The 25733-nt window shown below is 67.1% G+C and carries 21 protein-coding genes and 1 riboswitch; of the genes, 12 read left to right on the top strand and 9 right to left on the bottom strand.

All coding sequences use genetic code 11. The features are described 5' to 3' along the window. Positions 1-4: 4 nt before the first annotated feature. From D107_RS0100195 to D107_RS0100175, 5 genes are all read right to left on the bottom strand, one after another. Entirely contained in the window at positions 5-4543 is a 4539-nt protein-coding gene (locus D107_RS0100195; RefSeq protein WP_026280697.1) for a cobaltochelatase subunit CobN, read from the bottom strand. A gap of 111 nt (positions 4544-4654) precedes the next feature. Continuing rightward, positions 4655-5209, bottom strand: coding sequence for a cob(I)yrinic acid a,c-diamide adenosyltransferase (locus tag D107_RS0100190; protein WP_026280696.1), 555 nt, complete (start codon positions 5207-5209; stop codon positions 4655-4657). Positions 5210-5212: 3 nt separating this feature from the next. Further along, the gene (locus D107_RS0100185; protein WP_018880453.1) at positions 5213-7027 is read right to left on the bottom strand and encodes a TonB-dependent receptor domain-containing protein; all 1815 of its coding nucleotides are present in this window, start codon (positions 7025-7027) and stop codon (positions 5213-5215) included. A gap of 141 nt (positions 7028-7168) precedes the next feature. Continuing rightward, positions 7169-7416, bottom strand: a riboswitch (cobalamin riboswitch). 87 nt (positions 7417-7503) lie between these two features. Beyond that, a complete protein-coding gene (locus D107_RS0100180) occupies positions 7504-9402 on the bottom strand; it encodes a hypothetical protein (protein ID WP_018878381.1) in 1899 nt (632 codons plus the stop codon). 131 nt (positions 9403-9533) lie between these two features. Further along, positions 9534-10772 carry a cyclopropane-fatty-acyl-phospholipid synthase family protein gene (locus D107_RS0100175; protein WP_018866868.1) on the bottom strand — a complete coding sequence of 413 codons (1239 nt, stop codon included), beginning with the start codon at positions 10770-10772 and terminating at the stop codon, positions 9534-9536. 279 nt (positions 10773-11051) lie between these two features. Between D107_RS0100175 and fnr the strand changes: the two genes are divergently transcribed. The 3 genes from fnr (at position 11052) to D107_RS0100160 (ending at position 12937) form a co-directional block, all read left to right on the top strand. After that, positions 11052-11786, top strand: a complete 735-nt coding sequence (fnr, locus tag D107_RS0100170) for a fumarate/nitrate reduction transcriptional regulator Fnr (RefSeq protein WP_018866869.1) — start codon at positions 11052-11054, stop codon at positions 11784-11786. Further along, the gene (locus D107_RS0100165; protein ID WP_018880452.1) at positions 11779-12270 is read left to right on the top strand and encodes a DUF2390 domain-containing protein; all 492 of its coding nucleotides are present in this window, start codon (positions 11779-11781) and stop codon (positions 12268-12270) included. The genes fnr and D107_RS0100165 overlap by 8 nt, the downstream gene beginning before the upstream one ends. A gap of 97 nt (positions 12271-12367) precedes the next feature. After that, positions 12368-12937 carry a DUF2058 domain-containing protein gene (locus D107_RS0100160; protein WP_018866871.1) on the top strand — a complete coding sequence of 190 codons (570 nt, stop codon included), beginning with the start codon at positions 12368-12370 and terminating at the stop codon, positions 12935-12937. Positions 12938-12977: 40 nt separating this feature from the next. Here the strand turns inward: D107_RS0100160 and D107_RS0100155 are convergent, their stop codons facing one another. From D107_RS0100155 to apbC, 4 genes are all read right to left on the bottom strand, one after another. Further along, positions 12978-13199, bottom strand: coding sequence for a hypothetical protein (locus D107_RS0100155; RefSeq protein ID WP_018878383.1), 222 nt, complete (start codon positions 13197-13199; stop codon positions 12978-12980). A gap of 124 nt (positions 13200-13323) precedes the next feature. After that, positions 13324-14229 (bottom strand): carbamate kinase, encoded by a 906-nt coding sequence (locus D107_RS0100150; RefSeq protein ID WP_018880451.1) that lies wholly within the window; start codon positions 14227-14229, stop codon positions 13324-13326. Positions 14230-14257: 28 nt separating this feature from the next. Beyond that, positions 14258-14824: a dCTP deaminase gene (gene dcd / locus D107_RS0100145; RefSeq protein WP_018866874.1), complete on the bottom strand. Its 567-nt coding sequence runs from the start codon at positions 14822-14824 to the stop codon at positions 14258-14260. A 31-nt stretch (positions 14825-14855) separates the two neighbouring features. Continuing rightward, positions 14856-15947, bottom strand: coding sequence for an iron-sulfur cluster carrier protein ApbC (apbC, locus tag D107_RS0100140; RefSeq protein WP_018880450.1), 1092 nt, complete (start codon positions 15945-15947; stop codon positions 14856-14858). Positions 15948-16406: 459 nt separating this feature from the next. On the opposite strand from apbC, the gene metG reads away from it, so the two are divergent. The 9 genes from metG (at position 16407) to D107_RS0100095 (ending at position 25626) form a co-directional block, all read left to right on the top strand. Continuing rightward, the gene (gene metG, locus D107_RS0100135; RefSeq protein WP_018880449.1) at positions 16407-18455 is read left to right on the top strand and encodes a methionine--tRNA ligase; all 2049 of its coding nucleotides are present in this window, start codon (positions 16407-16409) and stop codon (positions 18453-18455) included. A 101-nt stretch (positions 18456-18556) separates the two neighbouring features. Continuing rightward, entirely contained in the window at positions 18557-19177 is a 621-nt protein-coding gene (gene mtnB / locus D107_RS0100130) for a methylthioribulose 1-phosphate dehydratase (RefSeq protein WP_018866877.1), read from the top strand. Continuing rightward, positions 19174-19881, top strand: coding sequence for a hypothetical protein (locus tag D107_RS0100125; RefSeq protein ID WP_018878386.1), 708 nt, complete (start codon positions 19174-19176; stop codon positions 19879-19881). The genes mtnB and D107_RS0100125 overlap by 4 nt, the downstream gene beginning before the upstream one ends. Positions 19882-20325: 444 nt before the next feature. Beyond that, complete coding sequence (rsxA, locus tag D107_RS0100120) at positions 20326-20904, top strand: electron transport complex subunit RsxA (RefSeq protein WP_018866879.1); 579 nt, start codon at positions 20326-20328, stop codon at positions 20902-20904. Beyond that, positions 20901-21497, top strand: a complete 597-nt coding sequence (gene rsxB / locus D107_RS0100115; RefSeq protein WP_018880448.1) for an electron transport complex subunit RsxB — start codon at positions 20901-20903, stop codon at positions 21495-21497. The genes rsxA and rsxB overlap by 4 nt, the downstream gene beginning before the upstream one ends. Before the next feature lie 32 nt (positions 21498-21529). Then, a complete protein-coding gene (rsxC, locus tag D107_RS0100110) occupies positions 21530-23179 on the top strand; it encodes an electron transport complex subunit RsxC (RefSeq protein WP_018880447.1) in 1650 nt (549 codons plus the stop codon). After that, a complete protein-coding gene (rsxD, locus tag D107_RS0100105) occupies positions 23179-24240 on the top strand; it encodes an electron transport complex subunit RsxD (RefSeq protein WP_018866882.1) in 1062 nt (353 codons plus the stop codon). The genes rsxC and rsxD overlap by 1 nt, the downstream gene beginning before the upstream one ends. Beyond that, positions 24233-24928 (top strand): electron transport complex subunit RsxG, encoded by a 696-nt coding sequence (rsxG, locus tag D107_RS0100100; RefSeq protein WP_018866883.1) that lies wholly within the window; start codon positions 24233-24235, stop codon positions 24926-24928. The genes rsxD and rsxG overlap by 8 nt, the downstream gene beginning before the upstream one ends. After that, positions 24925-25626, top strand: a complete 702-nt coding sequence (locus D107_RS0100095; RefSeq protein ID WP_018866884.1) for an electron transport complex subunit E — start codon at positions 24925-24927, stop codon at positions 25624-25626. The genes rsxG and D107_RS0100095 overlap by 4 nt, the downstream gene beginning before the upstream one ends. The last annotated feature ends 107 nt before the right edge of the window (positions 25627-25733 follow it).

Genomic DNA, 25733 nt, shown 5'->3' with positions numbered 1-25733 from the left:
GCGGTTATCGCCGTCGGCCGGCGGCGACACCACCGATCAGAAGCAGGAACAGCACGCCGGCGACCAGCCACGGGAGCCAGGGCATGCCCCCCGCCTCGTCGCCAGCCTCCTGCCCGCCGTCGGCCTCGGCCGGTTCGGGGATCTCCGGCATCTCTTGCGCCGCCGGGTCTTCCAGCGGCTGGATCTCGGTGACACGGCTGGGGTCGGCCTCCGCCTGTGCGCGATCGATCTGCGCGGACGCGCGCACGGCCTCGAAGGCCTCGCGCAGTTCGGGCTCCTCCAGGCGCTCGGCCACCTCGTCCAGCATCGGGTGGTCGGGGCGCGTGTGCCCGCTGCCCGGCAGGCCGTGTTCCGCCACCAGTTCGGCAAAGCGTTCGGACAGGGCCTCCAGTACCTCCGGATCGGCCTCCCAGAACCCACGACTGGCGGCCACCAGATGCACGGCCTGCAGGTGGGTCTTCACATGCACGTTGTGGCCGTCGGCGAGGAATTCGTCCACGCCCAGGCCGTGGCGGTCCTGCAGATACACGTCATGCACCTCGTCCCAGACCCAGGAGCGGATGATCTCGGGATTGGTGGCCTGCCAGCCCCACAGGTTGTCGACGAAGTCGCGGGCCATGGTCCGCGCCCCGGCATAGCCGTGGTCCATCAGCGGCTCGATCCACTGCGGGTTCAGGTTCTGCCCCTGCAGCTCGCGCATCAGCGCGCGGCCCAGCGTCTCCACCCGCGGGTCGTCCGGATCGGCGTGCTGCAGCACGCGGTTGTCCGGCACAGCGCCGCGAATACTTTCGACCGCGGTCGAGAGCCCGCCCTGGAAGTCAAAACCGTCGTCGTTGTCCAGCAGGCCGTAGAGGTGCGAGGCGCGCCCGAGATAGGTGCGCCCGACCTGGCCCAGCCGGGCCTCGAAGGCCTCGTGCGCGGAGCCACCGGATTCGTCCGCCCCGTAGGCGTGGCCCATCCGGCGCAGATAGGCCGCGCCCAGTTCGGCTCGGTCCTCCCAGGCCCCGGAACGGTCCGCGAGACGATTGACCCCGGCCCCATAGGCCCCGGGGGCGGTACCGAACACCCGCAGCGCGGCCTGCTGACCCGCCTCGAGGCCATTGAGGCCTGCGGCGCGCAGGGCCTGGGTGTCCTCCACCCATTGGGCGGCCACATCGTTGCGCGCCAGGGGCTCGGTGCCCGGATCGCGCAGGTCTTGCCCCAGCGGGGCCAACGCCGCTTCCAGTGCCTCTTCCAGCTCGGGGTACTCGGCAAGAATGGTCTCGGACGATCCGTCCAGCGCGAGGCGCGCGGCACGATCCAGCCACACCAGCTGGTCCTCGTAGAGGTCGCGGAACAGACCGGAGGTGGTAAACAGGGCATCGCGACGTCGATCGCGCCCGGCTTCATCAAGGTCCATGCGCTCCAGCCCCTGGACGATCCCGCGACTGTTCCAGGCCGGACGAATGCCCAGCATGTCCATGCCAAAGGCGATCATCACGCCCTCGTCACGCACAGTATCCGACGCCCAGAGGATGATCGCCTCGCTGCCATCCGCCTCGGGATCACCGTGCTCGCGGGCATCCGCGGCCAGCTCCTGACCGATACCCCAGGCGATACGCGTGGGGACCAGGTCCGCCGCCAGCGCGTGGAAGTTGCGCCCGGTCGGCAATACCTCCGGCGTACGGATCGGGTCGTTGCCCTGCCCTGGCGGCACGAAACGGCCTTCCAGCGCCGCCAGCAGATGCGCGCGCTCGCTCGCCGGGGACCCACGCAGCTTGGCGTCCCAGTCGTCGCCGACCGCGTCGTCACCCGCCATCGACTCGAGCATCGTGTCCACAGCCTCGTCGCTCCAGTCGCGTCCGAACACATGCAGCCCCAGCGGCATCTGGTCTTCCTGCATGTCGGTCAGGTAATGCCCGATCTCGTGGACCAGCAACTCCTCGTCCATCTCCGCCAGCACGGTCGTTGCATGTTCACCATGGCCCTCGTCCGCGTGGTCATGCTCATGGGCGTGTTCGTGCTCTTCATCCCCGTGTTCCCGGTGATGGTCCGCGTCGCGATGTTCGTCGCCGTGTTCGTCTCCGTGGCCTTCGCCATGTCCCGCGTGGTCCTCGTCGTGATGCCCCTCGTGATGATCACCGTGATCATCATGGTGATGCCCGTGATCGTGATGGTGACCCCGCGCCAGTTCACGCTCGATGGTCTCGGTCAGGCCAAGGTCCTCGATACGTTCGCGCAGGGTCTGGACGGCCCGCGAGCGCGTCGCGGCATCCGGCTGCGCGGCGGCCTCGTAGGTCTCCACCAGCTGGCGCAGTTCCAGCAGGCTGTCGTAGAGCTCGGTGGCCGCCAGCGGCGGGGTCAGGTGGCTGATCATCACGCCCATGGCGCGGCGCTTGGCCTGGATGCCCTCACCCACGCCATCGACAATGTAGGGATAGATGATCGGCAGGGCCCCGCCAAGGAGCTCGGGGTAATCATCCGGTGCCAGCCCCGCGCGCCGGCGCGGCAGGAATTCGCGGGTCGAGTGACGGCCCACATAGACCAGCGCATCGGCCTCGAAGTGATCGCGGATCCAGTGGTAGAAGCCGACATACTGGTGGGTCGGCGGGAACGTGGTATTCGCGTGCAGCAGGCGCTCGCTGACCTCCCAGCCGCGCGGCGGCTGCGGCCCGATGAATACATTGCCGAATTCGATCCCCGGGAACAGCATCTCGCCATCGCGGGTCATCGCCTCGCCCGGCGGCTCGCCCCAGCCGGTCAGGCCGGGGATGCCCGTGCGCACCAGCGCCTTGCGCAACTGCTCGGTGGTCGCGTGCGCGTCCTCCCCCGCCAGCGTGGCCTCCCAGGCCTCCTCGTACTGGGCCAGCAGGTCCAGTGCACGCTCCTGCGCCGCGTGCGGATAACTCTCGAGCATGTGGCGCAGATCACCGACACCGCTTTCCAGCCCAGCTTGCGCGATCTCGACCTTGTCGGCGGCCCTGGCGGCCTCCAGGCGTGCCTGCAGATAGCCGATCGGGCCGTCGACCAGTTCGGCCCGGACGGGCTCCGGCAGGCTATCGAAATACGCCTGATACTGGTCGCGATCCAGCGAGGCGACCCGGCCGGCGATCGCGTCCAGCGCGTCCGCCTGTTCCGGCAGGTTCACGGCCCGATCCTGGATCATCTCCAGCAGGGTCTCGGCGTCCTCCGGCACCGCGTAGCCCAGGTCGTACCCGGCAGCCTCGAGGCGCTGCAGGATCTCCAGCAGCGACTCGGGAACATCCAGCTTGTCCGCACCGATGTTCTGGCGACCCGGCGGATGGTTGTAGTAAACCACCGCCACCCGCTTTTCCACGTTATCCAGGCGGCGCAGCCGCTGCCAGCTCGCCACCCGATCGGCCAGGGCCTCGACCCGCTCGTCGACCGGCTCGGTCAGGGTCAGGCGCACGCCGGTGCGTTCGTCCTGTTTCGGCGCGCCCGCGGTCGCGAGCACCATCGGCTGGCTCATGCCCTGCAACTCCGGCATGGCCACGTGATAGTGGACCTTGTCCCAGGGGATACCCTCGTGCGAGAGCCGCCACTGGGTTGCGCTCACATCCGCCAGGCGGATCCCCTTGATCACCGGGACATCCAGCTCGCCGAAGGCCTCGGCCACCGCCTCGCGATTACCGCCCCCACCGACCACGAAGTCCTGCAGGCTGACGATACCCGCCAGATCCGCCGGGCCGGCCGCCTCGGCCAGCGTCTCGACCGCCTCGCGGCTGGCCCCGCCCCAGCGCGCCAGCACCGCAAAGCACTGGATGTCTCGCGCCTCCAGGGCTTCGCAGGCTGCGTCCAGAAGCGCGCGGTCTCCCGGTCGGTCACCGGTATCCAGGTCCAGCAACGCCACGGCGGGCCCGTCGTCCAGCTCGAGATCGTCCGGGTCGGGAGTGGAGTTCCCATGCCGGTAATAGCGGATGGTCTCGCGCGGGTCCGGCTCCGGCACCTCGATCTCGTGCCCGCCGCGCGCGGCCAGCCAGCGCATCAGGCCTTCCATGTTCTCCGGCGTACGCCCCTGATAGAACGCGCGCCCGGTCAGCCAGTCCGCCTGTTCGGGGAAACGCTCCCGCTGTTGGGCCAGGTGCACGCGCGGGTCTTCGCCCGGGTCGGGGTTGGCCGCCAGTTCGGTGCGCTTCTCGTCATCGAGACCCACGAGTACGGCCTCGCCGCCGATCCGGGACAGGGCCGTCAGGTGACGCACGCTGTTAATGGCCAGAATCGGGGCCCCCTCGGGCGGCGGGGTCTCCCGCAACAGACGGTCGAGGCGCGCGGCCTGGTCCCCGAAAACAGCCGCGACGAGTATGGCGTCGGCCTCCCGCCACAGCGCCGATACCGCCTCGTCCGACTTGTCCGCGAGCTGCTCCGGTGTCCGCAGGATCACCTCCGCCTGCGGATAGGCCTCCAGGAAACGATGCGCGCCTGCGGCCACCTCCGCCGCCGAGCGATCGGAGACCACACCCACCACGAGCGGACCCGCATGGGCCGGGACCATTCCGAAAAGGAAAAGCGCGAAAACGCTCAGGATCGTGCAACGAAAACGCATGGAAACTTCCCGATAAACAGGTGCAATAGGGTGCGAGGCGTGTACTCGACACGCCTCGACCGTTGCAATGGGAATGGGACGCCGCCAGCGCGGCGCCCCCAAGACGACCCGTCAGCCGCGCTGGTTGGCCGGCTGCCAGAGGACCTCCGAACCGTTTTCGTGACGAGCCAGCACACGGCAGAGCACGAACAGGAGATCCGACAACCGGTTGATATAGGCCAGCGACGCCGGACGCAATGCCTCGTGGTGATTGAGCGCCACCAGACGCCGTTCCGCACGCCGGCAGACGGTACGCGCAATGTGACAGTCGGCCGTAGCGGGACCCCCGCCCGGAAGGATGAACTCCTTCAGGGCGGGCAGATCGGCGTTGAAGGACTCCAGCTCCACATCCAGACGCTCCACGGAAGCCTCCGGGAGGGCCTGATGCCCTGGTACTGCCAGTTCCGCTCCGAGATCAAACAACTCGTGCTGCACCAGAGCCAGCGAACGACGGACCTCTTCGGGCAGGTCGTGGACCAGCACCCGGCCCACGACACTGTTCAGCTCGTCCACGTCGCCAAAGGCCTCGACGCGGTGGCTGTCCTTGTCTACCCGCGAGCCATCACCGAGGCCGGTCCGGCCTTCGTCACCCGTACGGGTCGCAATCTTTGACAGTCGATTACCCATGAATCACCTCTGCTGGTAGCGCAGCTTCAAGAACGCGGCCCGGCCCGGCTGGCTGTAGCCAAGGGCGGTCTCGTAGTCCTTGTCGAACACGTTATTGACCGTCGCCTGAAGCTGCCATTCCGGCGCAACCTGATAGCTCGCGCGCAGGTTCATCAGGCCGTATCCGGACAGTCGAACATCGTTATCCTGATCGTCGAACGACCGGCTCTTGGCAATCACTGAGCCCCCAACCGAAAAACGGTTGAGATTCCGATCGAGATCGAACCGGGCCGTCACGGGCGAGCGCCGGCGAAGTTCCTTGCCAGTCTCACGATCTTCGGCGTCCATCAGCGTAAGGGAAGCGCGAGAAGCCCAGCGCGGGCTTTCGTAACCCGCTTCCAGCTCGATTCCCTGAATACGTGCTTCATCGATGTTCTCAGCCCGAAATGCAACGGGATCAAAACTGATCATCTGATCCAGTTCCGTGCGGAAGACGGCAGCATCGGCATAGTAGGCCTCGCGTGTGTAGCGCGCCCCGATTTCGAGGCTCCGCGAATCCTCCGGCTCGAGGTCGGTATTACCAAACCCGGGGAAGTACAGGTCGTTGAAAGTCGGCGCCTTGAACGCAGTGCCGTAGGACGCCCGCAGACGCAGCGGGTCGGTCATCTGAAAGCCCCAGGCCACTTGTCCCGTGACCTTGTCACCAAACTGTTCGTTGTCGTCGTAGCGCAGGCTGCCTTCCAGGTCGTGGCGACCCATGTCGACCTGAACAACGGAATACGCTCCTAGGTTGTAGCGCGAATCCTCGTCGTAAACGGTATCGCTCGCCACACGATCCTCGTAGGCGTCGATACCGGTGATGACGAGGATATTGTCCGCAACCACAATGTCGTTGCGCCAATCGACCATATCGCGACGGGTATCGAACTGGGAAAAGAATTCCCCCTCAAGAAAGTTGTCCGATTCGTCGCGACTGTGGCCTGCAGAGAGCTCGGTGTCCCAACGCTGAGTGACGGGAATTCTCACGCCGGCGCGAAGCGCGGCATGGACGAAGTCGGATTCATCCGGCGAGAAGATCGAGCCACTGTCGAATTCGGTCGTGCCCTCCGAATAAAGAATATTCCCGAAGAACTCGACGCCATTATCCAGACGGTGCGAGACCTTGGTTGCCAACGAGGTGTTGTCGTAGCCATCCCGGTCGTCGTCACCGACATCGTCCTGCACATTGATGCCGTCGGTCGCGAAGTGGCTGAGCGAGAAACTGTAGTTCGTGCTCTCGGTACCACCCGCGACACCAACCCCGGCCTCGCGGGTATTGAAACTGCCACCGCCGACAAACGCGTTGACTTTCGGAGGCCCTTTGCGGCCTTCGCGAGTGAAAGTCTGCACCACGCCACCAATCGCATCGGAACCGTAGATGCTGGTTCGCGGACCGCGCACGATCTCCACCCGCTCGATCTCCTCCGGTGGCAGGAACTGCCAGCTTGCGCCACCACTGGTGGCCGACCCCATGCGCACGCCGTCGATCAGAAGCAGGGTGTGGTCGGAGCTTGTCCCGCGGGTGTAGACGGAAGTTGTCTTGCCGAAGGCGCTGTTCTGGGAGGTTTCGATCCCGGCGCGGCCCTCCAGCAGATCGGTGAACTGCTGGGGCTGCAGGCGCTCGATCTCTTCGCGGTCGATGATGGTGACCGAAGCAAGCGTCTCGTCGACGGTCTGCGCGATGCGAGAGGCGGTGACCTGGACGGTTTCCAGGGTCTGCGCGTCGTTGGTATCCGGCGTATCCGCCAGAGCGGGACTGGTGGCCAGCAGGATGGCCGTGGAAAGTGCTGTGCGTTTCATGTCGTCCGTGTCTCCCGGCGAGCCGCCCGCACGCCGTTGATTCGTCGGGATCGCGCGAACAGGGGGAGACAGACACGAGGGGGATCGGCCTCAACCGGCTAACGGCCGGGCCCGATCATCCGCCTCGCATGCCCGCCGCATGCCGCGCGATCATTCCCTGGCCGGTCTCCGGGCTGACGAGCGTTCCGGTGCGGCGCCTTCCCGAACCTTATGTTCAGTGGCACTGGCCGCGACCATCAGGGACCGTCGGGCGGTCCCTCGCTCGATCACCGTTGCGGGGGCAGCGTCGGTTTCGCCCGCGGCTCCCGAGGACCCGTCTGGACTCACCGAACTTCCCGTTTAACCCGCCAGGTCGAGCCTGGCCGGGCACCGGGGAACGCGGCGAACACTACACAATTGGGCGCAAAATTACCAGCCGGAGGAGACTCGATCTCGCACAACCGGAACCGTCGAACCAGGCCTGTCGCGACGGATCATCAGCGGCGGCGCCGCTCCTCGGCGTGGAGATAGCGGGTCCCGCGCTTCAGCAGCAGGCCCCAGGTCTTGTCCTGCAGCATGGCGTCAAACTCGGGCGACCGCTCGGCGCGCAGTGCCACGGGATGCGACTCGTCGCCGGCATGCGTTGCCAGCATGTCCAGGCGCTCGCGGTTGGCGCCGTACTGCTCGACCAGGAAATCGCGCATCGAATCGCTCAAAGGCAGGTGATAGATACGCGTGAGGCGCATCGCCAGCCATTCGGCCATGCGCCCGAGATCCTGGCGGACCTTGCGCACCATGGCCGAGCCCAGACCCGCCTTGGCATCCGCGCTCATGCCCACATACAGCCCCCCGAGATACGCGGCCGGGTTGGCGTAGATCGCACGCTGGATGCTCGGGTTGGTGAGGTCCACCAGCGGCTCCAGGATCAGGGCCAGCTGGATGCCGATGCGCTTGGCCGTCTCGGCGTCCAGCGCTGCCCCTCCGAAGTAGAACAGGTCGCCCTCACGCTGGATCTTCAACTCCTTAAGGAAGTTGCAGAAGTCGTTGGCCAGCTTCAGCTTCTGGTCATCGGTCAGCTCGATCAGCTCCTCGCTGACCCGGATACCGCGCACACTGCGCTTGAACCAGCGCTTCTCGCCCCGCTTCTCCACCTGGGCGCGGCGCAGGGCCTCCCAGCGCTCCACCGCATTGGCGTAACGGCTCTGCGCCTGCATCAGCTGGTCGCGCGCCTCGCGCAGGTCCTCGACCCGCCGCAGTGCCAGTCCCAGGAGCTGCCCGTCCGGCGAATGTTCCCCCGGTTCCCGATCCTCCAGGGTGCGCAGGGCCTCCAGGACCTGGCGCCCCAGGTCGGTTACGGGCTCGCGCAGAGCCTGCGGATCCAGCCCCGAGGCATCGCTCTGGGACAGCAGAATACCGAGCGAGCGCAGGCGGCTGACCACCCCGGCCTGCGCCACGCGAAAGCGGTTGCCCTGGGATTCCAGTCGGTCCAGGGCGGCCCCGAGCTGCCAGCCACCGGACCATTCGAAGCTCAGGCGCTTGATCTGGCGCCCGTTCACGAGCTCGAACGCGAGCACGAAGATCGCCTGCACATCGTCGAGGGTGCACCGGGCCAGGTCGTCGGCATCGGCGGCGGAAAACAGGCGGTCCAGGAACTGGTCCACCCGGCGCACGCCATCCTCCTGGGTCGGCGCCACGCCGCGCAGCCGATCGCGCAGCAGGTCGGCGACCTCCGGGGCCTCGTGGTGCAGCTTCTCCAGAGCCGCGAGCCGCGAATCCTCGGTCGCGCCCACCAGATCGCCCACACGCGAGCGCAGGCCCAGGCGGCGATAGATCTCGATCTGCTCCGCGGCAGCCGCCAGGCTGGTATCGCCGGTCATCTCGCGTACCGCGACGGCCACCCCCTCGGGCGAGATATCCACCTCGTGGAGCAGCACCTCGGCCGCCTTGCGCCGGCGCATGTCCGGTGCGAGCTCGCTCATGGCCAGATCACGGGTCACGAACAGCAGGTCCGGCAGCAGGTCGATCGTGTTGCGCAGCTGGTCGCGCGACTGTTCCTGGCGTTTGCCGCGGGTGGCATCGGCGACAAAGCGCGCCACCAGGCCGATCACCCCGAACAGCAGGGTGTAGACGGCGAAGAAGATGAAGTTCTGTGCCGGGGCGGCATGCCCGAAACCGAGAAAATACCCGCCCTGCATGGCCAGGAACGTGACCGGTCCCGCCGCCCACAGCAGCTGGAGGAAATTGAGCGACCAGGGGACGCGCCGCGCGGTGGCCGCCACCTCGGTGATGCGGCTGCGGCCGGCCGCCTCGATCAGGACGTTCTCCTGCGACGGCCCGACGGCCTGCGGGTCTTCCTGACCCGGTGCCTCCCTGCGTTTACGAAAGCGACCGAACACGCGCCCCTGCTCCGGAATGGATGGTCACCGCCGGCATGGCCGCAACGTCCCCATTAGTGTAGGGAAAGTACGTTCGGTTCGCGCGCTCCGGGCCCCGTTTTCGCGCCGTTCCCGGCGCATTCGGCCACCCCTCAGGCCGCGTTGCTGCGCCGTGCCTGGGCCTCGCCGGGCGGGATCGAGACCACCTCGGAGGCATCGTCGCGATAGAGGTAGTCGCGCGTCAGCGGCACCGCGTCCTGCTGCTTGGCCATCTGCACGTGGAAGACCACCTGTCCCCACCAGCGGAAGGTCCCCTCGCAACTGGCCAGATAGAACTCCCACATGCGGCAGAAGCGCTCGTCAAAGCGCGTCACGGCCTCGGCCCGGACCTTCTGGAAGCGGCGGTACCACTCAGCCAGTGTCTCGGCATAGTGCAGCCGCCAGAACTCGATGTCCGTGGTGTACAGCGGGGTGGGTTCCAGCGCACTCATCACCTCGGACAGCGCCGGGGTGTACCCGCCCGGAAAGATGTACTTGCTGAGCCACGGGTTGGAGGTGCCCGGCGGCTCCTGCCGCCCGATGGTATGCAGCACGGCGATGCCGTCGGGCGTCAGGAGGTCGTGTACCCGCTGGAAGAACGTACCGTAGTTGGGTGTGCCGACATGCTCGAACATGCCGACGCTGACAATCCGGTCGTACTGGTCCTCGTGCTCGCGGTAGTCCTGGTAGAGAAACCGCACCCGGTCCTCCAGCCCGCGTCGCCCGGCCTCCTCCCGGGCCACCCGCAGCTGCTCCCGGGACAGTGTCACGCCGTCGACCTGCACGTCCGCGTGCTCGGCCAGATGGAAGGCCAGGCCGCCCCAGCCGCAACCGATATCAAGGACCCGCATGCCGGGTTCCAGGCGCAGCTTCCTGCGCAGCATCGCGCACTTGGCCTGCTGCGCTTCCTCCAGCGTCATATCGGGCCGCTCGAAGTAGGCACAACTGTAGAACATGCCCTCGTCCAGGAACTGGCGATAAAGCCACTCGTCGACATCATAATGATGGGCGATGTTCTGATAGCAGCGCGCCACCTTGTTGCCCTGCTCGATCAGCGCCCGGAGCATACGCACCGCCGGATTGACACGCTGCTGGAACATCGGCGCGAAGTTGCGCATAGCCACATCCAGGAACACCTGCAGGCCCTCGGGGCCAGGCGACCACATGCCGTTCATGTAGGTCTCGCCCAGCTGGAACCCCGGATCGCGACCGATCTTGCGCAGCGCCGCCCGGTCATGCAGCTGCATCGTGATCTCCGGCGTACCGCTACCGAAACGCTGCTCGCGGCCATCCGGGTGCCGCAGCACAAAGGTCCCGTAGCGCATGTATTGCTCGAGTAACCGCTCGATCATCTTGACCCCTGTCCTTGTCTCGGCGGCCCGTGCGCAACGCGTGGGTTCCAGGCCGTTGCCGCGCCACCCAATGTAAACTGAGTCTAAATATTGTTATCTCGCGTTGTCCATGCCTGATGCCGCGCGCGGTGAAGTGGGCGGCCGGCGCCGCTTCGAGACCCGTAATAACCCCGACCCGAATCACCTGCATTCCACAGGGACAGTAGCGCATTCCCGAGCGTGATGGCAGACCCCGAAAATCCCTTTCCCCAATTCCGAAAAAACGGCTACCCTGCACTCATGACGCTACGACCCACCCAAGCCTGTCAGCACTGCACCCTGCGCCAGCTCTGCCTGCCGGTCGGCCTGCCGCAGGACGAGCTCTGGCAGCTCGACGAGATCGTCCAGCAGCGCCGGCCGATCGCCAAGGGCGCGGCCCTGTTCACCATGGGGGCCAAGTTCGACGCGCTGTATGCGGTCCGCACGGGGGCGCTGAAGACGGTGCTGATCTCCGATGACGGCACTGAACAGATCACGGGCTTTGCCCTGGCCGGCGACCTCCTGGGACTGGACGCGATCCATTCGGGCAAGCACCCGGTGAGTGCCGTGGCCCTGGAATCCACCAGCGTCTGTGCCGTGCCCTACGGGCATGTCGACGACCTCGCCGGGCGCCTGCCCACGTTCCGCCAGCACATGATGAGCGTGATGAGCCAGGAGCTCGCGCAGGACGAAAGCCTGCATGCGCTGCTTGCCCAGCGCACGGCCGAGCAGCGCCTGGCGACATTCCTCGTGGGGCTGTCGGAACGCCAGCGCACTCGCGGCCTGTCCCCCGAGCGGTTCTACCTGCCGATGTCGCGCGCCGACATCGCCAACCACCTGGGCCTGACCCAGGAGACCATCAGCCGACTGTTCACCCAGCTGCGCAACCAGGGCGTAATCAGCCTGCACACCCGCGACCTCGAGATCCTGGAGCCCGAGAGTCTGCGGAACACCGCCGGGGTGACGTTCACCTCCTCCGCCGCGAGCAGTGCCTGAATCCGGAGGCATCCCGGAACGGCCGTCGACGGGCTTCGAGGCCTTCTGGAGCTTCGCCGGAACCCTCTGGGCCGACCCCGATGCACGCGCGCGCCTGCTGCGCTGGCAGGAGGACTTCGGGGTGGATGTGATGCTGGCGCTGTTCGCCCTGTGGTACCCCCGACCGCTGACGACCTCTCAGTGGCAACGGCTCGCGCAAACCGCCCGCCGCTGGCAGACCTCAGCCACCGGACGCATCCGCGCCCTGCGCCGCCAGTTGCACACCCCCGAGCGCGACACGCTCTACCGCGCGGTACTCGCGCTCGAACTCCAGAGCGAGCGCCTGGCGGGCCTGCAACTGCTCGCGCAGGCCCGCCAGCTCTCGACGCCGGATAGCCGGTCCCACGCCGTGAACCACCGGCGCCGACTGCACACGCTGTTCCCCGCATTGCCGGAGGCCGAGATCCGCGACGCGCCACACACTCCGGATCGGTGTTCTCAATAGCGTGTCCACGCAGGGACGTACGTAGCGGCATGCCGGCTGCATGCGCTGGCGGTTCCGGCTATCCTCCCCGGCATACAGACCCTACACGGCAGGATTCATGTCCGACGATCTGCGCACCCAGCTCCTGAAGACGGGGCTGGTGGACGAAAAACAGGTTCGCAAGGCCAAGGCGCAAAAGCATCAGGCGCAAAAGGGCAACGCGAAAAAGAAGAAGGACCGCAAGACCGGCCCCGAGCCGGGCGTGGCCGAGGCGCGCAAGGCCGAGCAGGCCGAACGCTCGCGGCAGAAGAACCGCGAACAGCAGGAGCGTGCCGAACGCCGCGCCCGCCACGCGCAGATCCGCGAGCTGGTCAGCACCCACCTGGCGCCGATCCCCACGGGCGATGCCGCGCTGGACTATCACTTTCAGCAGGGGGGGCAGATCCGTCACCTACCGGTGACAGCGGATCTGCAAAAGCGCCTGGCCGACGGGCGCGCCGCGATTGCGGGGCTGGATATCCGGCCGGAGAAGGGCTTCCGGGTCATTCCGCGGGAGACAGCGGACCGCATCCGCGAGCGCGATCCGGAATGGCCGCTGGTGATTCCGGCCGAGGACGATGCGTCGTCCGAGCCCGACCCGGACGACCCCTACAAGGATTACGTCGTTCCCGATGACCTGATGTGGTGAGGGCACGGGGCACGCATGGGCAGGCGCCCCCGCGAGTCCGTCAGTCCGTGGTGCGCTTCACGTCCGCGGCCGGCATGCCGGACTGCTGCGGACGCCGTGCCTCGTCACTGGACATGTCCTGAGGGGTCAGCCCCCCCTCCCCCAGACTCTGGGGTGCACCCGCCGACTCCTCCTCCGGCGCGCCGTTGCCACAGCCCAGTGCCAGCAGGCCGACGGCGGTCAGTCCGATCACCAGGGGGGTCGCTCGCTGAATCTCTCGCATCGCTATCGCTCTCGGGTGTTTTCAGGTCAAAGCGTGCAAGCCCACGGCCCGTCGCGCAAGCGCCGGCGTGAAGATCACGGGCTTGGCACACGCCCTTGAGACCCGCCTGGCTGCGGATTCGCTGTCAGACGGCCCCGACCGGCAGGATGCGGGTCCCGGCCTGGCCGTCCAGGATATCAGCGGCATGCCCCAGCGCACCGATCCCGACCCGGATGCCGCCTTGCGCCGCGCGCCGCGCCGCCTCCATCTTCGGGCCCATGGAACCCGCGGGGTAGGCCGCCGGCTCCACGGCCGTGACCAGCAGGGCCTTCAAGCGCCGAGCGTCCGGCGTGCCCCAGTCCATATAGACGCCGTCGACATCGGTCAGCATCAGCAGCCAGTCGGCCTCGACATGCGCGGCCAGACGGGCGGCCGTCAGGTCCTTGTCGACCACAGCCTCGATGCCCTGCAGGCGCCCGGCCGCGTCGCGCGCGACTGGCACACCCCCACCCCCGGCGCAGATCGCGACAGCGCCACTATCCACCAGGGAGCGTACCGCCTCCATGCCCAGCAGCCGCTGCGGCTCGGGCGAGGCTACCACGCGCCGCCAACCCTCGCCGTCGGGCGCGATATCCCAACCGCGCTCGTCGGCCAGTGCACGAGCACGGGCCTCATCCCAGGTGGGGCCGATGAATTTCTCCGGATGGCCAAAGGCCGGATCGTTGGGGTCGACCTCGGTCTGCGTCAGCAGGCTCGCCACCCGGTCATGCCCCAGTGCGTTGTGCAGCTCGCGCGCCAGGATGTAGCCGATCATGCCGTGACTCTCGGCGCCGACAACGTCCAGCGGCCAGGCGATGCGATCGCACTCCGCCTGATTGGCCAGCAGGCCAACCTGCGGCCCGTTCCCGTGGGTGACGACCACCTCGTGCTCGCGCGCCACGGCGGCGATCGCCTCGGCGGCCTGTTGCGCGTTGCGCTGCTGGGCCTCGGCCGAGGGGGTCTCGCCACGTTGCAACAGGGCGTTGCCGCCCAGCGCGATCACGATGCGCATGGCGGTCCTCCGGGGGATTTGGTGGGTGTCAGGTCCGCGGCAGGGTGACGCCGCGCTGCCCCTGGTACTTGCCGCCGCGATCCTTGTAGGACGTCTCGCAGACCTCGTCGGACTGCAGGAACAGCATCTGCGCCACACCCTCGTTGGCGTAGATCTTGGCCGGCAACGGCGTGGTGTTGGAGAACTCCAGCGTCACGTGGCCCTCCCACTCGGGCTCCAGCGGGGTCACGTTCACGATGATGCCGCAGCGGGCATAGGTGGACTTGCCCAGGCAGATGGTCAGCACATCGCGCGGGATACGGAAGTACTCCACCGTGTGCGCCAGGGCAAAGGAGTTGGGCGGGATGATGCAGACATCCGACTGCACATCCACGAAGCTGCCCTCGTCGAAGCCCTTGGGATCGACGATGCTGGAATTGATGTTGGTGAAGATCTTGAAATGATCCGAACAGCGAACGTCGTAGCCGTAGCTGGAGGTGCCGTAGGACACGATCCGCTCCTCGTCGCGGTAGCGGATCTGGCCGGGCTCGAAGGGCTCGATCATGCCCTGCGTCTCGGCCATCTCCCGGATCCAGCGGTCCGACTTGATGCTCATTGGCCCTGTCCCTGGTCGGCGGTTCGCCGGATCAGTTGTTCTGAATCACGATATTGGGGAACTTGCTGCTGTAGTCCTTGGACTGCTCCGCCAGCTTGGCGCCGGTGCGCCGCGCGATCTCGCGATAGATCTCGGCGATACGCCCATCCGGGTCGGCGATCACGGTGGGCTCGCCGCCATCGGCCTGTTCGCGGATGCGGATGTCCAGCGGCAGGGCGCCCAGCATATCCACGCCGTACTCCTCGGCCATGTTCTCCGCACCGCCCTGGCCGAAGATGTACTCTTCGTTGCCGCACTTCGAGCAGATGTGGATGCTCATATTCTCGATGATGCCCAGCACCGGCACCTCGACCTTCTCGAACATGCGCAGGCCCTTGCGGGCGTCCAGCAGCGCGATGTCCTGCGGCGTGGTCACGATCACCGCGCCGGACACCGGAATCTTCTGCGACAGCGTCAGCTGGATGTCGCCGGTGCCCGGCGGCAGGTCGATGATCAGGTAGTCCAGATCCTTCCAGTTAGTCTCGTTCAGGAGCTGCTCCAGCGCCTGGGTCACCATCGGGCCACGCCAGATCATCGGCGTGTCCTCCTCGATCAGGAAGCCGATGGACATCGCCTGTACGCCGTGGCGCTCCAGCGGCTCCATGCTCTTGCCATCCTTGGACTCCGGGTTGCCCTTGATGCCCAGCATGCGCGGCTGGCTGGGGCCGTAGATGTCCGCATCCAGGATGCCGACCTGCGCGCCCTCGGCCGCCAGGCCCAGCGCCAGATTCACCGCGGTGGTGGACTTGCCCACCCCGCCCTTGCCGGAGGCCACGGCGATGATGTTCTTGATCCCCGCCATCGGCTTGAGGCTCTTTTGAACTGCGTGCGTCGTGACCTTGGTGTTGATGGTCACTTCCGAGGATTCCAGCCCGGCGACACCGGCCAGCGCCCCCTGGATGGCTGCGCGGAGCTCGTCGTGATAGCCGTTCGAGGAGTAGCCCATCTCGATGGCAATGGAGGCGCGCGCGCCCTCCACCTGAATGTCCTTGACCGCGCCGGCGGCCACCAAATCCTGCTCCAGGTACTTGTCCTGAACAGTCTTCAGGGCGTTTTCGATCTGCTCGCGCGAGAGTTCGGCCATGGTGTTCGTTCCATCCAGCAATTGAAGGGTGACCGCGCGATTCTACTGGCACCGGTACGGCACGCCAATGGCAACACGCAGTGCCAGTCCTTTCCCGGGGCCCAAACATGCTCATCCGGCCGGGTGTCAAGCCTTTCGCAACGGTTTTATGCACAAACATGGCGCATACGGGGAAGACAGGCCTAGATAGCCGCACAAACGTCCAAAACGCTGCACAATAGTTGTTTAAGTTCATGTTTTATTGGATTTCTTTTGGGTTGGTCGATTTTTAACCAATTTGTCATGCGCCCTTGTGTGGCAAGGGGTAGCGACCGATTCCACCGGGTTTCCCACAGACTTATCCACAGCTTCTGTGGACAAGCGGGCCCAGCCCGCGCTGCGCCTCGACAAGCCGCCGGACACACCCGACAATAGCGCCCCTGCACCCGCGGCCCGGCGCCGCCCATCACGAGCCAAGCAATGACCGAAACCCCGCGCAAGATCCTCGTCACCAGCGCCCTGCCCTACGCCAACGGCCCGATCCATCTCGGGCACCTGGTGGAATACATCCAGACCGACATCTGGGTGCGGTACCAGCGTGCGCGGGGCCACGAGGTGATCTACGTATGCGCGGACGACGCCCACGGCACGCCGATCATGCTCAAGGCCCGATCCGAGGGCATCGAGCCGGAAGAACTGATCGCGCGGGTGCGCCAGGAACACGAGGCCGACTTCAGCGAATTCCTGATCGGCTTTGATCACTACCACTCGACGCACTCCGACGAGAACCGCGAGCTGGCCGGCCAGATCTACAAGGCCCTGCGCGACGCCGGGCACATCGAGACCCGCACCATCGACCAGGCCTATGACCCCGAGGCCGGGATGTTCCTGCCGGATCGCTTCATCAAGGGCACCTGCCCCAAATGCGGCGCGCAGGAGCAGTACGGCGACTCCTGCGAGGCCTGCGGCGCGACCTACAGCCCGATGGACCTGAAAGACGCGGTATCGGCCATCAGCGGCGCGCGCCCGGAGTCCCGCGCCTCGGAGCACTACTTCTTCAAGCTGGGCGACTTCGAGGCCTTCCTGCGCGACTGGACCCGCTCCGGCCGTCTGCAGGACGCGATCCGCAACAAGCTGGACGAATGGTTCGAGACCGGCCTGAGCGACTGGGACATCTCCCGTGACAAGCCCTACTTCGGCTTCGAGATCCCCGACGCCCCGGGCAAGTACTTCTACGTGTGGCTGGACGCCCCGATCGGCTACATGGCGAGCTTTCGCGCCTTCGCCGAGCAGCAGGGCCTGGACTTCAACGCCTGGTGGGGCGCGGACTCCGACGCCGAGCTGTACCACTTCATCGGCAAGGACATCGCCTACTTCCACACCCTGTTCTGGCCGGCCATGCTGCATGGCGCGGGCTTTCGCACCCCGTCGGCGGTCTTCTGCCACGGCTTTCTGACGGTCAACGGCCAGAAGATGTCCAAGTCGCGCGGGACCTTCATCCGCGCCCGCGACTACCTGGACCACCTGAACCCCGAATCGCTGCGCTACTACCTGGCCGCCAAACTGGGGGACGGGGTCGACGACCTGGATCTGAACCTGGACGACTTCGTGCAGCGCGTGAACTCGGACCTGGTCGGCAAGGTGGTCAACATCGCCAGCCGCTGCGCCGGCTTCATCCACAAGCGCTTCGACGGCCAGCTGGCCGCGGAACTCCCGCGCCCGGACCTGCACGACGCCTTCGTCGCCGAGGGCGAGGCGATCGCGGCGGCATTCGAGCGGCGCGAGTTCGCCCAGGCGATGCGCCGCATCATGGCGCTGGCGGATCAGGCCAACCAGTACATCGACGAGGCCCAGCCCTGGGTGCTGGCCAAGCAGGAAGGTCGCGAGGCCGAGGTGCAGGCCATCAACACCCAGGGGCTGGACCTGTTCCGCATCCTGATTGTCTATCTCGCCCCGGTGCTGCCGAAGCTGGCGGCCGACGCCGCCGCGTTCCTGAACCTGGACGACACCCGCTGGGCGAACCGCGAACCCCTGATCGGACGTTCCATCCAGAAGTTCAAGCCGCTGATGACGCGCATCGAGCCGGAGACCATCGAAAAGCTGCTGGAGGCCTCGAAGGCCACTCTGGCCGCCCGCGAGACCGCCAGCCCCGACAACGCGGCCCCTGAACAGGCCACGGAGGCGAACGTGGACCCGATTGCCGAGACCATCGACTTCGATACCTTTGCCCGGGTCGATCTGCGTATCGCCCGCATCGCCAATGCCGAGCACGTGGACGGCGCCGACAAACTCCTGAAACTCACCCTGGATATCGGTTCCGAGACGCGCCAGGTATTCGCCGGCATCAAGTCCGCCTACGCCCCGGAGGACCTGATCGGCCGGTATACCGTGATGGTCGCCAACCTGGCCCCGCGCAAGATGCGCTTCGGCGTCTCCGAGGGCATGGTGCTGGCCGCCGGCCCGGGTGGGTCGGAGCTCTACATCCTGAACCCGGATGACGGGGCCCGCCCCGGCATGCGCGTCAAGTGATGCCCACCGCAACCGACGAGAACGGCATGGAACGCGCGCGGCCCATGGATTTGCACCCGAGCCTCGCGTAAGCTGCCGCTCTTTTGTCGACACCCGGACGCATGGAACAAAGCCCCGAATTCAAAGCGCAGGTTCGCCTGCTGGCCGAAGCCGGACGCGAACTCGCGGACCGCGGCTGGCTCCCCGCGCGCACCGGGCACTTCTCCGCGCGTCTGGACGACCGGCATATCGTGATTACCGCCCCGGGGCGCAGCAAGGACCTGCTGGACGCCCACGACTTCATGGTGGTGGATCTCGAAGGGCATCGGGTCACCGGCAGCGGCGAACCCGGCCCCGAGACCTTCCTGCACATCATCATGTACCGCCGCGACGCGCAGCTCGGCGCCGTCCTGCATACGCACAGCGTGCAGGGTACCGTGCTGTCGCGGCAGGTCACGGGCTCACTGCTGCTGCGCGACTACGAGGCCCTGCGCGAACTCCCCGGCTGCGAACACCCCGCGCGCGGCATCCGCATCCCGGTGTTCGCCAACGAGCCGGACATGCAGCAGCTGGCCGCCCGGGTCGACGCCGCCATGGACCGCGACCCGGCACTTGCCGGTTACCTGATCGGCGGTCACGGGCTCTACACCTGGGGCGAGACGGTGGAACGGGCCATGCAGCGCACCGAGGCCTTCGAGTTCATGTTCGAATGCGAAACGCTGGCCCGCCAGCTACCCCTATGACCCCGACCTCCGCTCACCCCGCCCCCCAGGCCGTCATCCTGGCCTTCGAGGGAGTCCTCGCCCCGTCCGGCGTGCTGCGCGATACGCTGGAACCACACGCCCTCGAGGCGCTGCCGGACTTCCTCGAGCGTCACGCCGAGTCCACCGCGGTCCAGCGGACGCTGACGGACATCCTCGCCTACTCCGGGCGCGAGCTGGACGTGGACGGGCTGCTGTCCCAGATCCGCGCGTGGATCCGGGGCGGGCAGGACATCACGCCGGTGCGCCAGCTCCAGGGGATGGTCTGGGCCGATGCGCTGGAGGCCGGGGCCCTGCAGCCACAACTCTCCCGGGAAACCGCCGCGACGCTGGACCGGCTGCACCGCAGCGGAGTGGCCCTGTACAGCTTCGGCGCGACCCCGGCACCGGTACAGCGCGACTGGCTGCGCCACGGCCCGCACCCGGAGGTCGAACAACACCTGACCGGACTGTTCGACACCCGCATCGGTGGCCGCCGCGATGCCGGCAGCTACCGTCGTCTCGCGGAGGAGATCGGCCTGACGCCGGAGACCGTGCTGGTGCTGTCCACCCGCCGTGACGAGCTGGACGCCGCCCACCAGGCCTGGCTGCTGACCGCTCGCCCGGCCGCGGACCCCCAGGCCGAGGACGACCATCCGGTGCGGCCCTTGACCTCGCTCATCTCCGACACCGCCGACGGGCGCTAATCTGACTCGACATTCCCGGCCTCTGCCACGCGCCGGACTAGGGAGACGCTGATTGAATCGCACGTCCGCGTTGGTGCCCCCTGTTTTCCGAGACAAGGCGCGTCGTGTAGCGGGTAGTGGTTCTACCCGCAAGAGGCGCAACGCAGGATCGGGGAACAGGGTGCACCAACCCCACAAGCTATTGAAAGCAGGGGCCCGGCCGCCCGTTTTTATGATCAACAACGGGCGCGGGAACGGCGTTGCGGCTCCTTTGTGCAGAATGACTGCACGGCAGTCACCGCGCCTTGTTCGCACGCAAAAGCGACTCGAGCGCGGACGTGCGATTCAATCAGCGTCTCCCTAGGTTTCGCGCCCGGAAAGGGCAATGGCCCCGTCGCGGGCAGGGTTGAGCGGGCACCGCCCGTCGCCGATACTGTGTTGTTGACCTGACGACTCGGATTTTTCGTGGAATACGTCCTGATCCTCATCAGTACGATCCTCGTGAACAACTTCGTACTGGTGAAGTTTCTGGGCCTGTGCCCGTTCATGGGGGTCTCGCGCAAGGTCGAGACGGCCACCGGCATGGGCCTGGCCACGACCTTCGTGCTGACGTTGTCCGCCGTCAGTTCCTACGTGATCAATGAATACCTGCTGACCCCGCTCGGGCTGGAATACCTGCGCACCATCGCCTTCATCCTGGTGATCGCGGCGGTGGTGCAGTTCACCGAGCTGGTGGTGCGCAAGACCTCGCCCCTGCTCTACAACGTGCTGGGGATCTTCCTGCCGCTGATCACCACCAACTGCGCGGTGCTGGGCGTGGCCCTGCTCAACGTCCAGGAGGCACACAATTTTGTCGAGTCGGCCCTGTACGGTTTCGGCGCCGCGGTCGGTTTTTCGCTGGTGCTGATCCTGTTCTCCGCGATCCGCGAGCGCATCGCCGTGGCCGATGTGCCGGTGATGTTCCGCGGCAGTGCCATCGCCATGGTTACCGCCGGGTTGATGTCGCTCGCGTTCATGGGCTTCTCCGGGCTGGTGCGGCTGTGAGCGTGCTCTACGCCATCCTCGCGATCGGTGGCCTGGCCGCTGCGTTCGGGGTAATCCTGGGGTTCGCCGCGCAGCGCTTCCGGGTCGAGTCCGATCCGGTGGTGGACCAGATCGACGCCCTGCTGCCACAGACCCAGTGCGGCCAGTGCTCCTACCCCGGCTGCCGGCCGTATGCCGAGGCCATCGCCGCCGGCGAGGCGGACATCAACCGCTGCCCGCCCGGCGGTCAGGCCACGGTCCAGGCCCTGGCCGACCTGCTCGACCGCGAGCCCACCCCGCTGGAGGAAGAAGAGCAGGAGAAGGCCGTCGCGATCATCGACGAGAACATCTGCATCGGCTGCACCCTGTGCATTCAGGCCTGCCCGGTGGATGCCATCCTCGGGGCCGCCAAGCAGATGCACACCGTGATCGAGGAGGAATGCACCGGATGCGAGCTGTGCATCGAGCCCTGTCCGGTCGACTGCATCACCATGGTTCCGGTCGGCACCGACATCACCGAATGGCGCTGGTCGGAACCGGAACCCTCGCCCATCGAGCAGCCCATCAAGCGGCCCATCCACGCCATCGCGGACGGTTCGGGGGCTTCCGACTGAGTCGGATGTCCGCAAACCGTTAGAATACGCTTATGCAGCTGCATCGCTTCCACGGGGGCCTGAAACTGGCCGACGAGACCGAAGCCAGCACCCGCGATCCGGTGCTGGTGATGGGCGTGCCTCCGCAGCTGATCGTCCCGCTGGGCCAGCACATTGGCGAGGCCGCGGAGCCCTGCGTGGCGGTCGGCGACTACGTGACCAAGGGTCAGCGCATCGGCCAGTCCAAGGGATATATCGCCGCCCACGTGCACGCCCCCAGTTCCGGGGAGGTGATCGAGATCGCCCCGCACGCGGTGCCCCATCCCTCCGGTCTGGACGCCCCCTGCGTGGTCATCCAGACCGACGGGCGCGACGACTGGGGCGACACCCGCATGGAACCCTGGCTGGACTGGGATACCCGCGAGCCGCGCAAGCTGCGCCAGCGCATCCGCGACGCCGGCATCGTCGGGCTGGGCGGGGCCGCCTTTCCCACCGCGGTCAAGCTCAACCCGCGCGCCGGTCAGCGCATCCATACATTGATCGTGAACGGGGCCGAGTGCGAGCCCTACATCAGCGCCGATGACATGCTGCTGCGCACCGCCCCGGAGGCGGTGTTCGAGGGCATTCGCATCGTCGCCCACCTGCTGGACGTCGAACGGGTGCTGTTCGCGGTGGAAGACAACATGCCCGAGGCGATGCGGGCCCTCACCGAAAACCTGCCGGGCGAACTGCGCGAGCTGATCCAGCTGGTCTCGGTCCCCTCCCTCTACCCCACCGGCGGCGAACGCCAGCTGATCAAGGTGCTGACCGGCCAGGAGGTTCCCAGCGGCGGTCTTCCGGCCGATGTCGGGATGGTCTGCAACAATCCCGGCACCTTCAAGGCGGTCTGCGACGCGATCATCCAGGGGCGCCCCCTGCTGTCGCGCATCGTCACCGTTACCGGGCCGGGCGTGCGGCACCCGCGCAATGTCGAGGCCCTGCTGGGGACCCCGTTCGCCGACGTCATCGCCGCGACCGGCGGTTACGCCGATGGGGTGGATCGCCTGGTGATGGGCGGCCCGATGATGGGTTTCGCGGTCCACGACGACGCCATACCCGTGATCAAGGGCACCAACTGCCTGCTCGCCACTCGCCCCCAGGACACCCCGCCCCCGGGGCCGGTGATGCCCTGCATCCGCTGCGGCGAGTGTGCGGCCGCCTGCCCCGCCCAGTTGCTGCCGCAGCAGCTCTACTGGCAGGCCAAGGCCAAGGACTTCGACGCGATCCAGGACTACGGCCTGTTCGACTGCATCGAGTGCGGCTGCTGCGCGCATGTCTGCCCCAGCAATATCCCGCTGGTGCAGTACTACCGCTACGCCAAGAACGAGATCTGGGCGCGCGAGAAGGAACGGCAGAAGTCCGACATCGCCCGCGAACGCTATGAGTTCCGCCAGGAGCGCATCGAGCGCGAGGAACGCGAGAAGGCCGAGCGCATGGCCAGGAAGAAGGCGGCGGTAAAGAAGAAAGAGGGCGAGGAAGGCGCCGACGACGACAAGCAGGCCGCCATCCAGGCCGCGCTGGAACGCGCCCGCGCGCGCAAGGCCGCCAAGGCCGCACAACCCGCCGAGACCCCGGGGGACGGACAGGACAACGCCGGCACCGCGGAGGCCGGCACATCCAGCGAATCCGGCCCGCGCGATTCCACGGACTCGGGCAGCCGCTGATGCGCTTTCGCACCGAATCCTCGCCGCACATGATCCCGGCCCACTCGGTGGGCGGGGTCATGCAGCAGGTCCAGATGGCCCTGGTACCCGGCACCCTGGCCATGGCCTGGTTCTTCGGCTGGGGCGTCCTGGTCAATGTGGTCCTGGCGGTACTGTTCGCCGTGGCCTTCGAGGCTGCGATCGTGGCGGCCCGCAAGCGCCCGGTCATGGCCACCCTGAGCGACAACTCGGCCATCGTGACCGGCTGGCTGTTCGCCCTTGCCGTACCACCGCTGACGCCGATCTGGGTCACCCTGATCGGTATCGCCTTCGCGATCGTGGTGGCCAAGCACCTGTATGGCGGGCTCGGCTACAACCCGTTCAACCCCGCGATGGTCGGCTACGTGGTCGTGCTGGTCTCGTTCCCGCGGGAGATGGCCCTGTGGCCCGCGCCGGACACCCTCTCCGACCTGTCGTTGGGCCTGGGCCAGACGCTGCAGACCGTGCTCACCGGCAGCCTCCCGGCCGCACTCGAGTGGGACACGATCACCCGCGCCACGCCCCTGGATGCAATGCGCGAGGGGCTGGGGGCCGGGCGTACCGTCAGCGAGGTCACCGCGAGCCCGCTGTTCGGCAGCTTCAGCGAGACCAGCTGGGAGTGGATCGGCAATTTCTTCCTGCTCGGCGGCCTGTACCTGCTGTTCCGGCGCATCATCCACTGGCATATCCCGCTGGCGGTGATCCTGGGCGTGGCCATCCCGGCCGGCTTCTTCTGGATGCTGGACCCGGATTCCTTTGCCTCGCCGGCGTTCCACGTGTTCAGTGGCGCGGTCATCATCGGCGCCTTCTTCATCGCCACCGATCCGGTCTCCGCCTCCACCACGCCGCTGGGTCGCATCCTCTACGGCGCCGGCATCGGCGTACTGATCTTCATTATCCGCACCTGGGGCGGCTATCCGGACGCGGTCGCCTTCGCCGTGCTGCTGATGAACATGGTCGCCCCGACCCTGGACCACCTGACGCGGCCGCGCATCTTCGGGCGCTCGCGCCGCGGACCGCCGCCGGGGGACGGGCATGCTTGACCTGAAGCCCCGCGACATCCTGCTGGCCACCGCCCTGCTCGCCGGCTTTGCGGCCGCCGGGGCGGGGATCGTCGCCCTCGTCCAGGGCACGACCGAGGCCCGCATCGAGGAGAACCGCATGGCGGTCAACCGCAACCGCATCGCGGAGCTGACCGGCGACCTGGATTACCGGAACGACCCCGTGCACGACACCATCGATCTCGGCCATGACCTCCTGGGCGGTGACCACCTGCCGGCCTGGTTCGCCCGCGATGCCGATGACGAAGTGGTCGGCATCGTGTTTTCCGCGATCGCGCGCGATGGCTACAGTGGCGACATCCACCTGCTGATCGGCGTAGATCGCGACGGCGAGCTCCAGGGGGTGCGCGTCTCCGCGCATCGCGAAACCCCGGGTCTGGGTGACGCCATCGAGGCCGAGCGCTCCGACTGGATCCACGACTTCGACGGCCGCTCGCTGGGGAACCCCCCGGCCGAGGACTGGCACGTGCGCAAGGACGGCGGCGTGTTCGACCAGTTCACCGGCGCCACCATCACCCCGCGTGCGGTGGTTCGCGCCGTTTATCGCACGCTGCAATACTTCGACGAACACCGCGAGGAGCTGCTGGCGACCCGGCCCGACGACGCCCGCTCCATGGCGGAACCGCTCCCGCAGCCCGAGGACCACGGGGACGACGAGGCAAGCCGATGAACCCGACCCTGACCGACATCATTCGCGACGGCCTGTGGCACAACAACCCCGGGCTGGTGCAGCTGCTGGGGCTGTGCCCCCTGCTGGCGATCTCCGGCACCATGGTCAACGCGATCGGTCTCGGCATTGCGACCACCCTGACCCTGCTGCTGTCCAATGTGCTGGTCTCGCTGATCCGCAACCACGCGCGCCCGGAGATCCGCATCCCGGTGTACGTGCTGATCATCGCCTCCATCGTCACCGCGATCGAGCTGGCGATGAATGCCTGGTTCCACGGGCTGTACCTGATCCTCGGGATCTTTATCCCGCTGATCGTCACCAACTGCGCCATCATCGGTCGCGCCGAGGCCTTCGCCTCGCGCAACTCGGTGCCGCGCGCCGCCCTGGACGGCCTGATGATGGGCCTGGGCTTCACCGGCGTGCTGATCGCCCTGGGTGCGCTGCGCGAGGTCCTTGGCCAGGGCACGCTGATGGCCAATGCCCACCTGCTGTTCGGCGAGTGGGGGCACGGGATGACCCTGCAGCTCTATCCCTCCGAGCACGGCTTCCTGCTGGCCCTGCTGCCCCCGGGCGCCTTTATGGCCATGGGCCTGCTGATCGCCGCGAAGAACTGGATCGACAGCCAGTTCGAGCCGGAGCCGACCGCCAGCCGCGACGAGAGCGCCACCGAATCCGAAGCCGCCCCCGACAACGCCTGAACCGAACCGGCCTTGATTCCTGGCCGTCAGCCGGTAAACTTCCGGCGCCACGAATCCGTTCTACCGGGGCCGCGCGCCCCGGACACTCAAACGTCCCAGGAGATTGG

Source organism: Thioalkalivibrio sp. ALE30, assembly GCF_000377465.1.
In the GTDB taxonomy this organism is placed as follows: domain Bacteria; phylum Pseudomonadota; class Gammaproteobacteria; order Ectothiorhodospirales; family Ectothiorhodospiraceae; genus Thioalkalivibrio.
This window is presented reverse-complemented; position numbering and strand designations above follow the sequence as displayed.

Coding starts and splice junctions, on each gene's coding strand:
- D107_RS0100185 (WP_018880453.1), bottom strand. CDS start 7,027: ATGAAACGCACAGCACTTTCCACGGCCATCCTGCTGGCCACCAGTCCC.
- D107_RS0100155 (WP_018878383.1), bottom strand. CDS start 13,199: ATGCGAGAGATTCAGCGAGCGACCCCCCTGGTGATCGGACTGACCGCC.
- rsxD (WP_018866882.1), top strand. CDS start 23,179: ATGCGCTTTCGCACCGAATCCTCGCCGCACATGATCCCGGCCCACTCG.
- fnr (WP_018866869.1), top strand. CDS start 11,052: ATGACGCTACGACCCACCCAAGCCTGTCAGCACTGCACCCTGCGCCAG.
- D107_RS0100125 (WP_018878386.1), top strand. CDS start 19,174: ATGACCCCGACCTCCGCTCACCCCGCCCCCCAGGCCGTCATCCTGGCC.
- D107_RS0100150 (WP_018880451.1), bottom strand. CDS start 14,229: ATGCGCATCGTGATCGCGCTGGGCGGCAACGCCCTGTTGCAACGTGGC.
- D107_RS0100190 (WP_026280696.1), bottom strand. CDS start 5,209: ATGGGTAATCGACTGTCAAAGATTGCGACCCGTACGGGTGACGAAGGC.
- D107_RS0100160 (WP_018866871.1), top strand. CDS start 12,368: ATGTCCGACGATCTGCGCACCCAGCTCCTGAAGACGGGGCTGGTGGAC.
- rsxC (WP_018880447.1), top strand. CDS start 21,530: ATGCAGCTGCATCGCTTCCACGGGGGCCTGAAACTGGCCGACGAGACC.
- D107_RS0100195 (WP_026280697.1), bottom strand. CDS start 4,543: ATGCGTTTTCGTTGCACGATCCTGAGCGTTTTCGCGCTTTTCCTTTTC.
- metG (WP_018880449.1), top strand. CDS start 16,407: ATGACCGAAACCCCGCGCAAGATCCTCGTCACCAGCGCCCTGCCCTAC.
- D107_RS0100095 (WP_018866884.1), top strand. CDS start 24,925: ATGAACCCGACCCTGACCGACATCATTCGCGACGGCCTGTGGCACAAC.
- D107_RS0100175 (WP_018866868.1), bottom strand. CDS start 10,772: ATGATCGAGCGGTTACTCGAGCAATACATGCGCTACGGGACCTTTGTG.
- dcd (WP_018866874.1), bottom strand. CDS start 14,824: ATGAGCATCAAGTCGGACCGCTGGATCCGGGAGATGGCCGAGACGCAG.
- mtnB (WP_018866877.1), top strand. CDS start 18,557: ATGGAACAAAGCCCCGAATTCAAAGCGCAGGTTCGCCTGCTGGCCGAA.
- apbC (WP_018880450.1), bottom strand. CDS start 15,947: ATGGCCGAACTCTCGCGCGAGCAGATCGAAAACGCCCTGAAGACTGTT.
- rsxG (WP_018866883.1), top strand. CDS start 24,233: ATGCTTGACCTGAAGCCCCGCGACATCCTGCTGGCCACCGCCCTGCTC.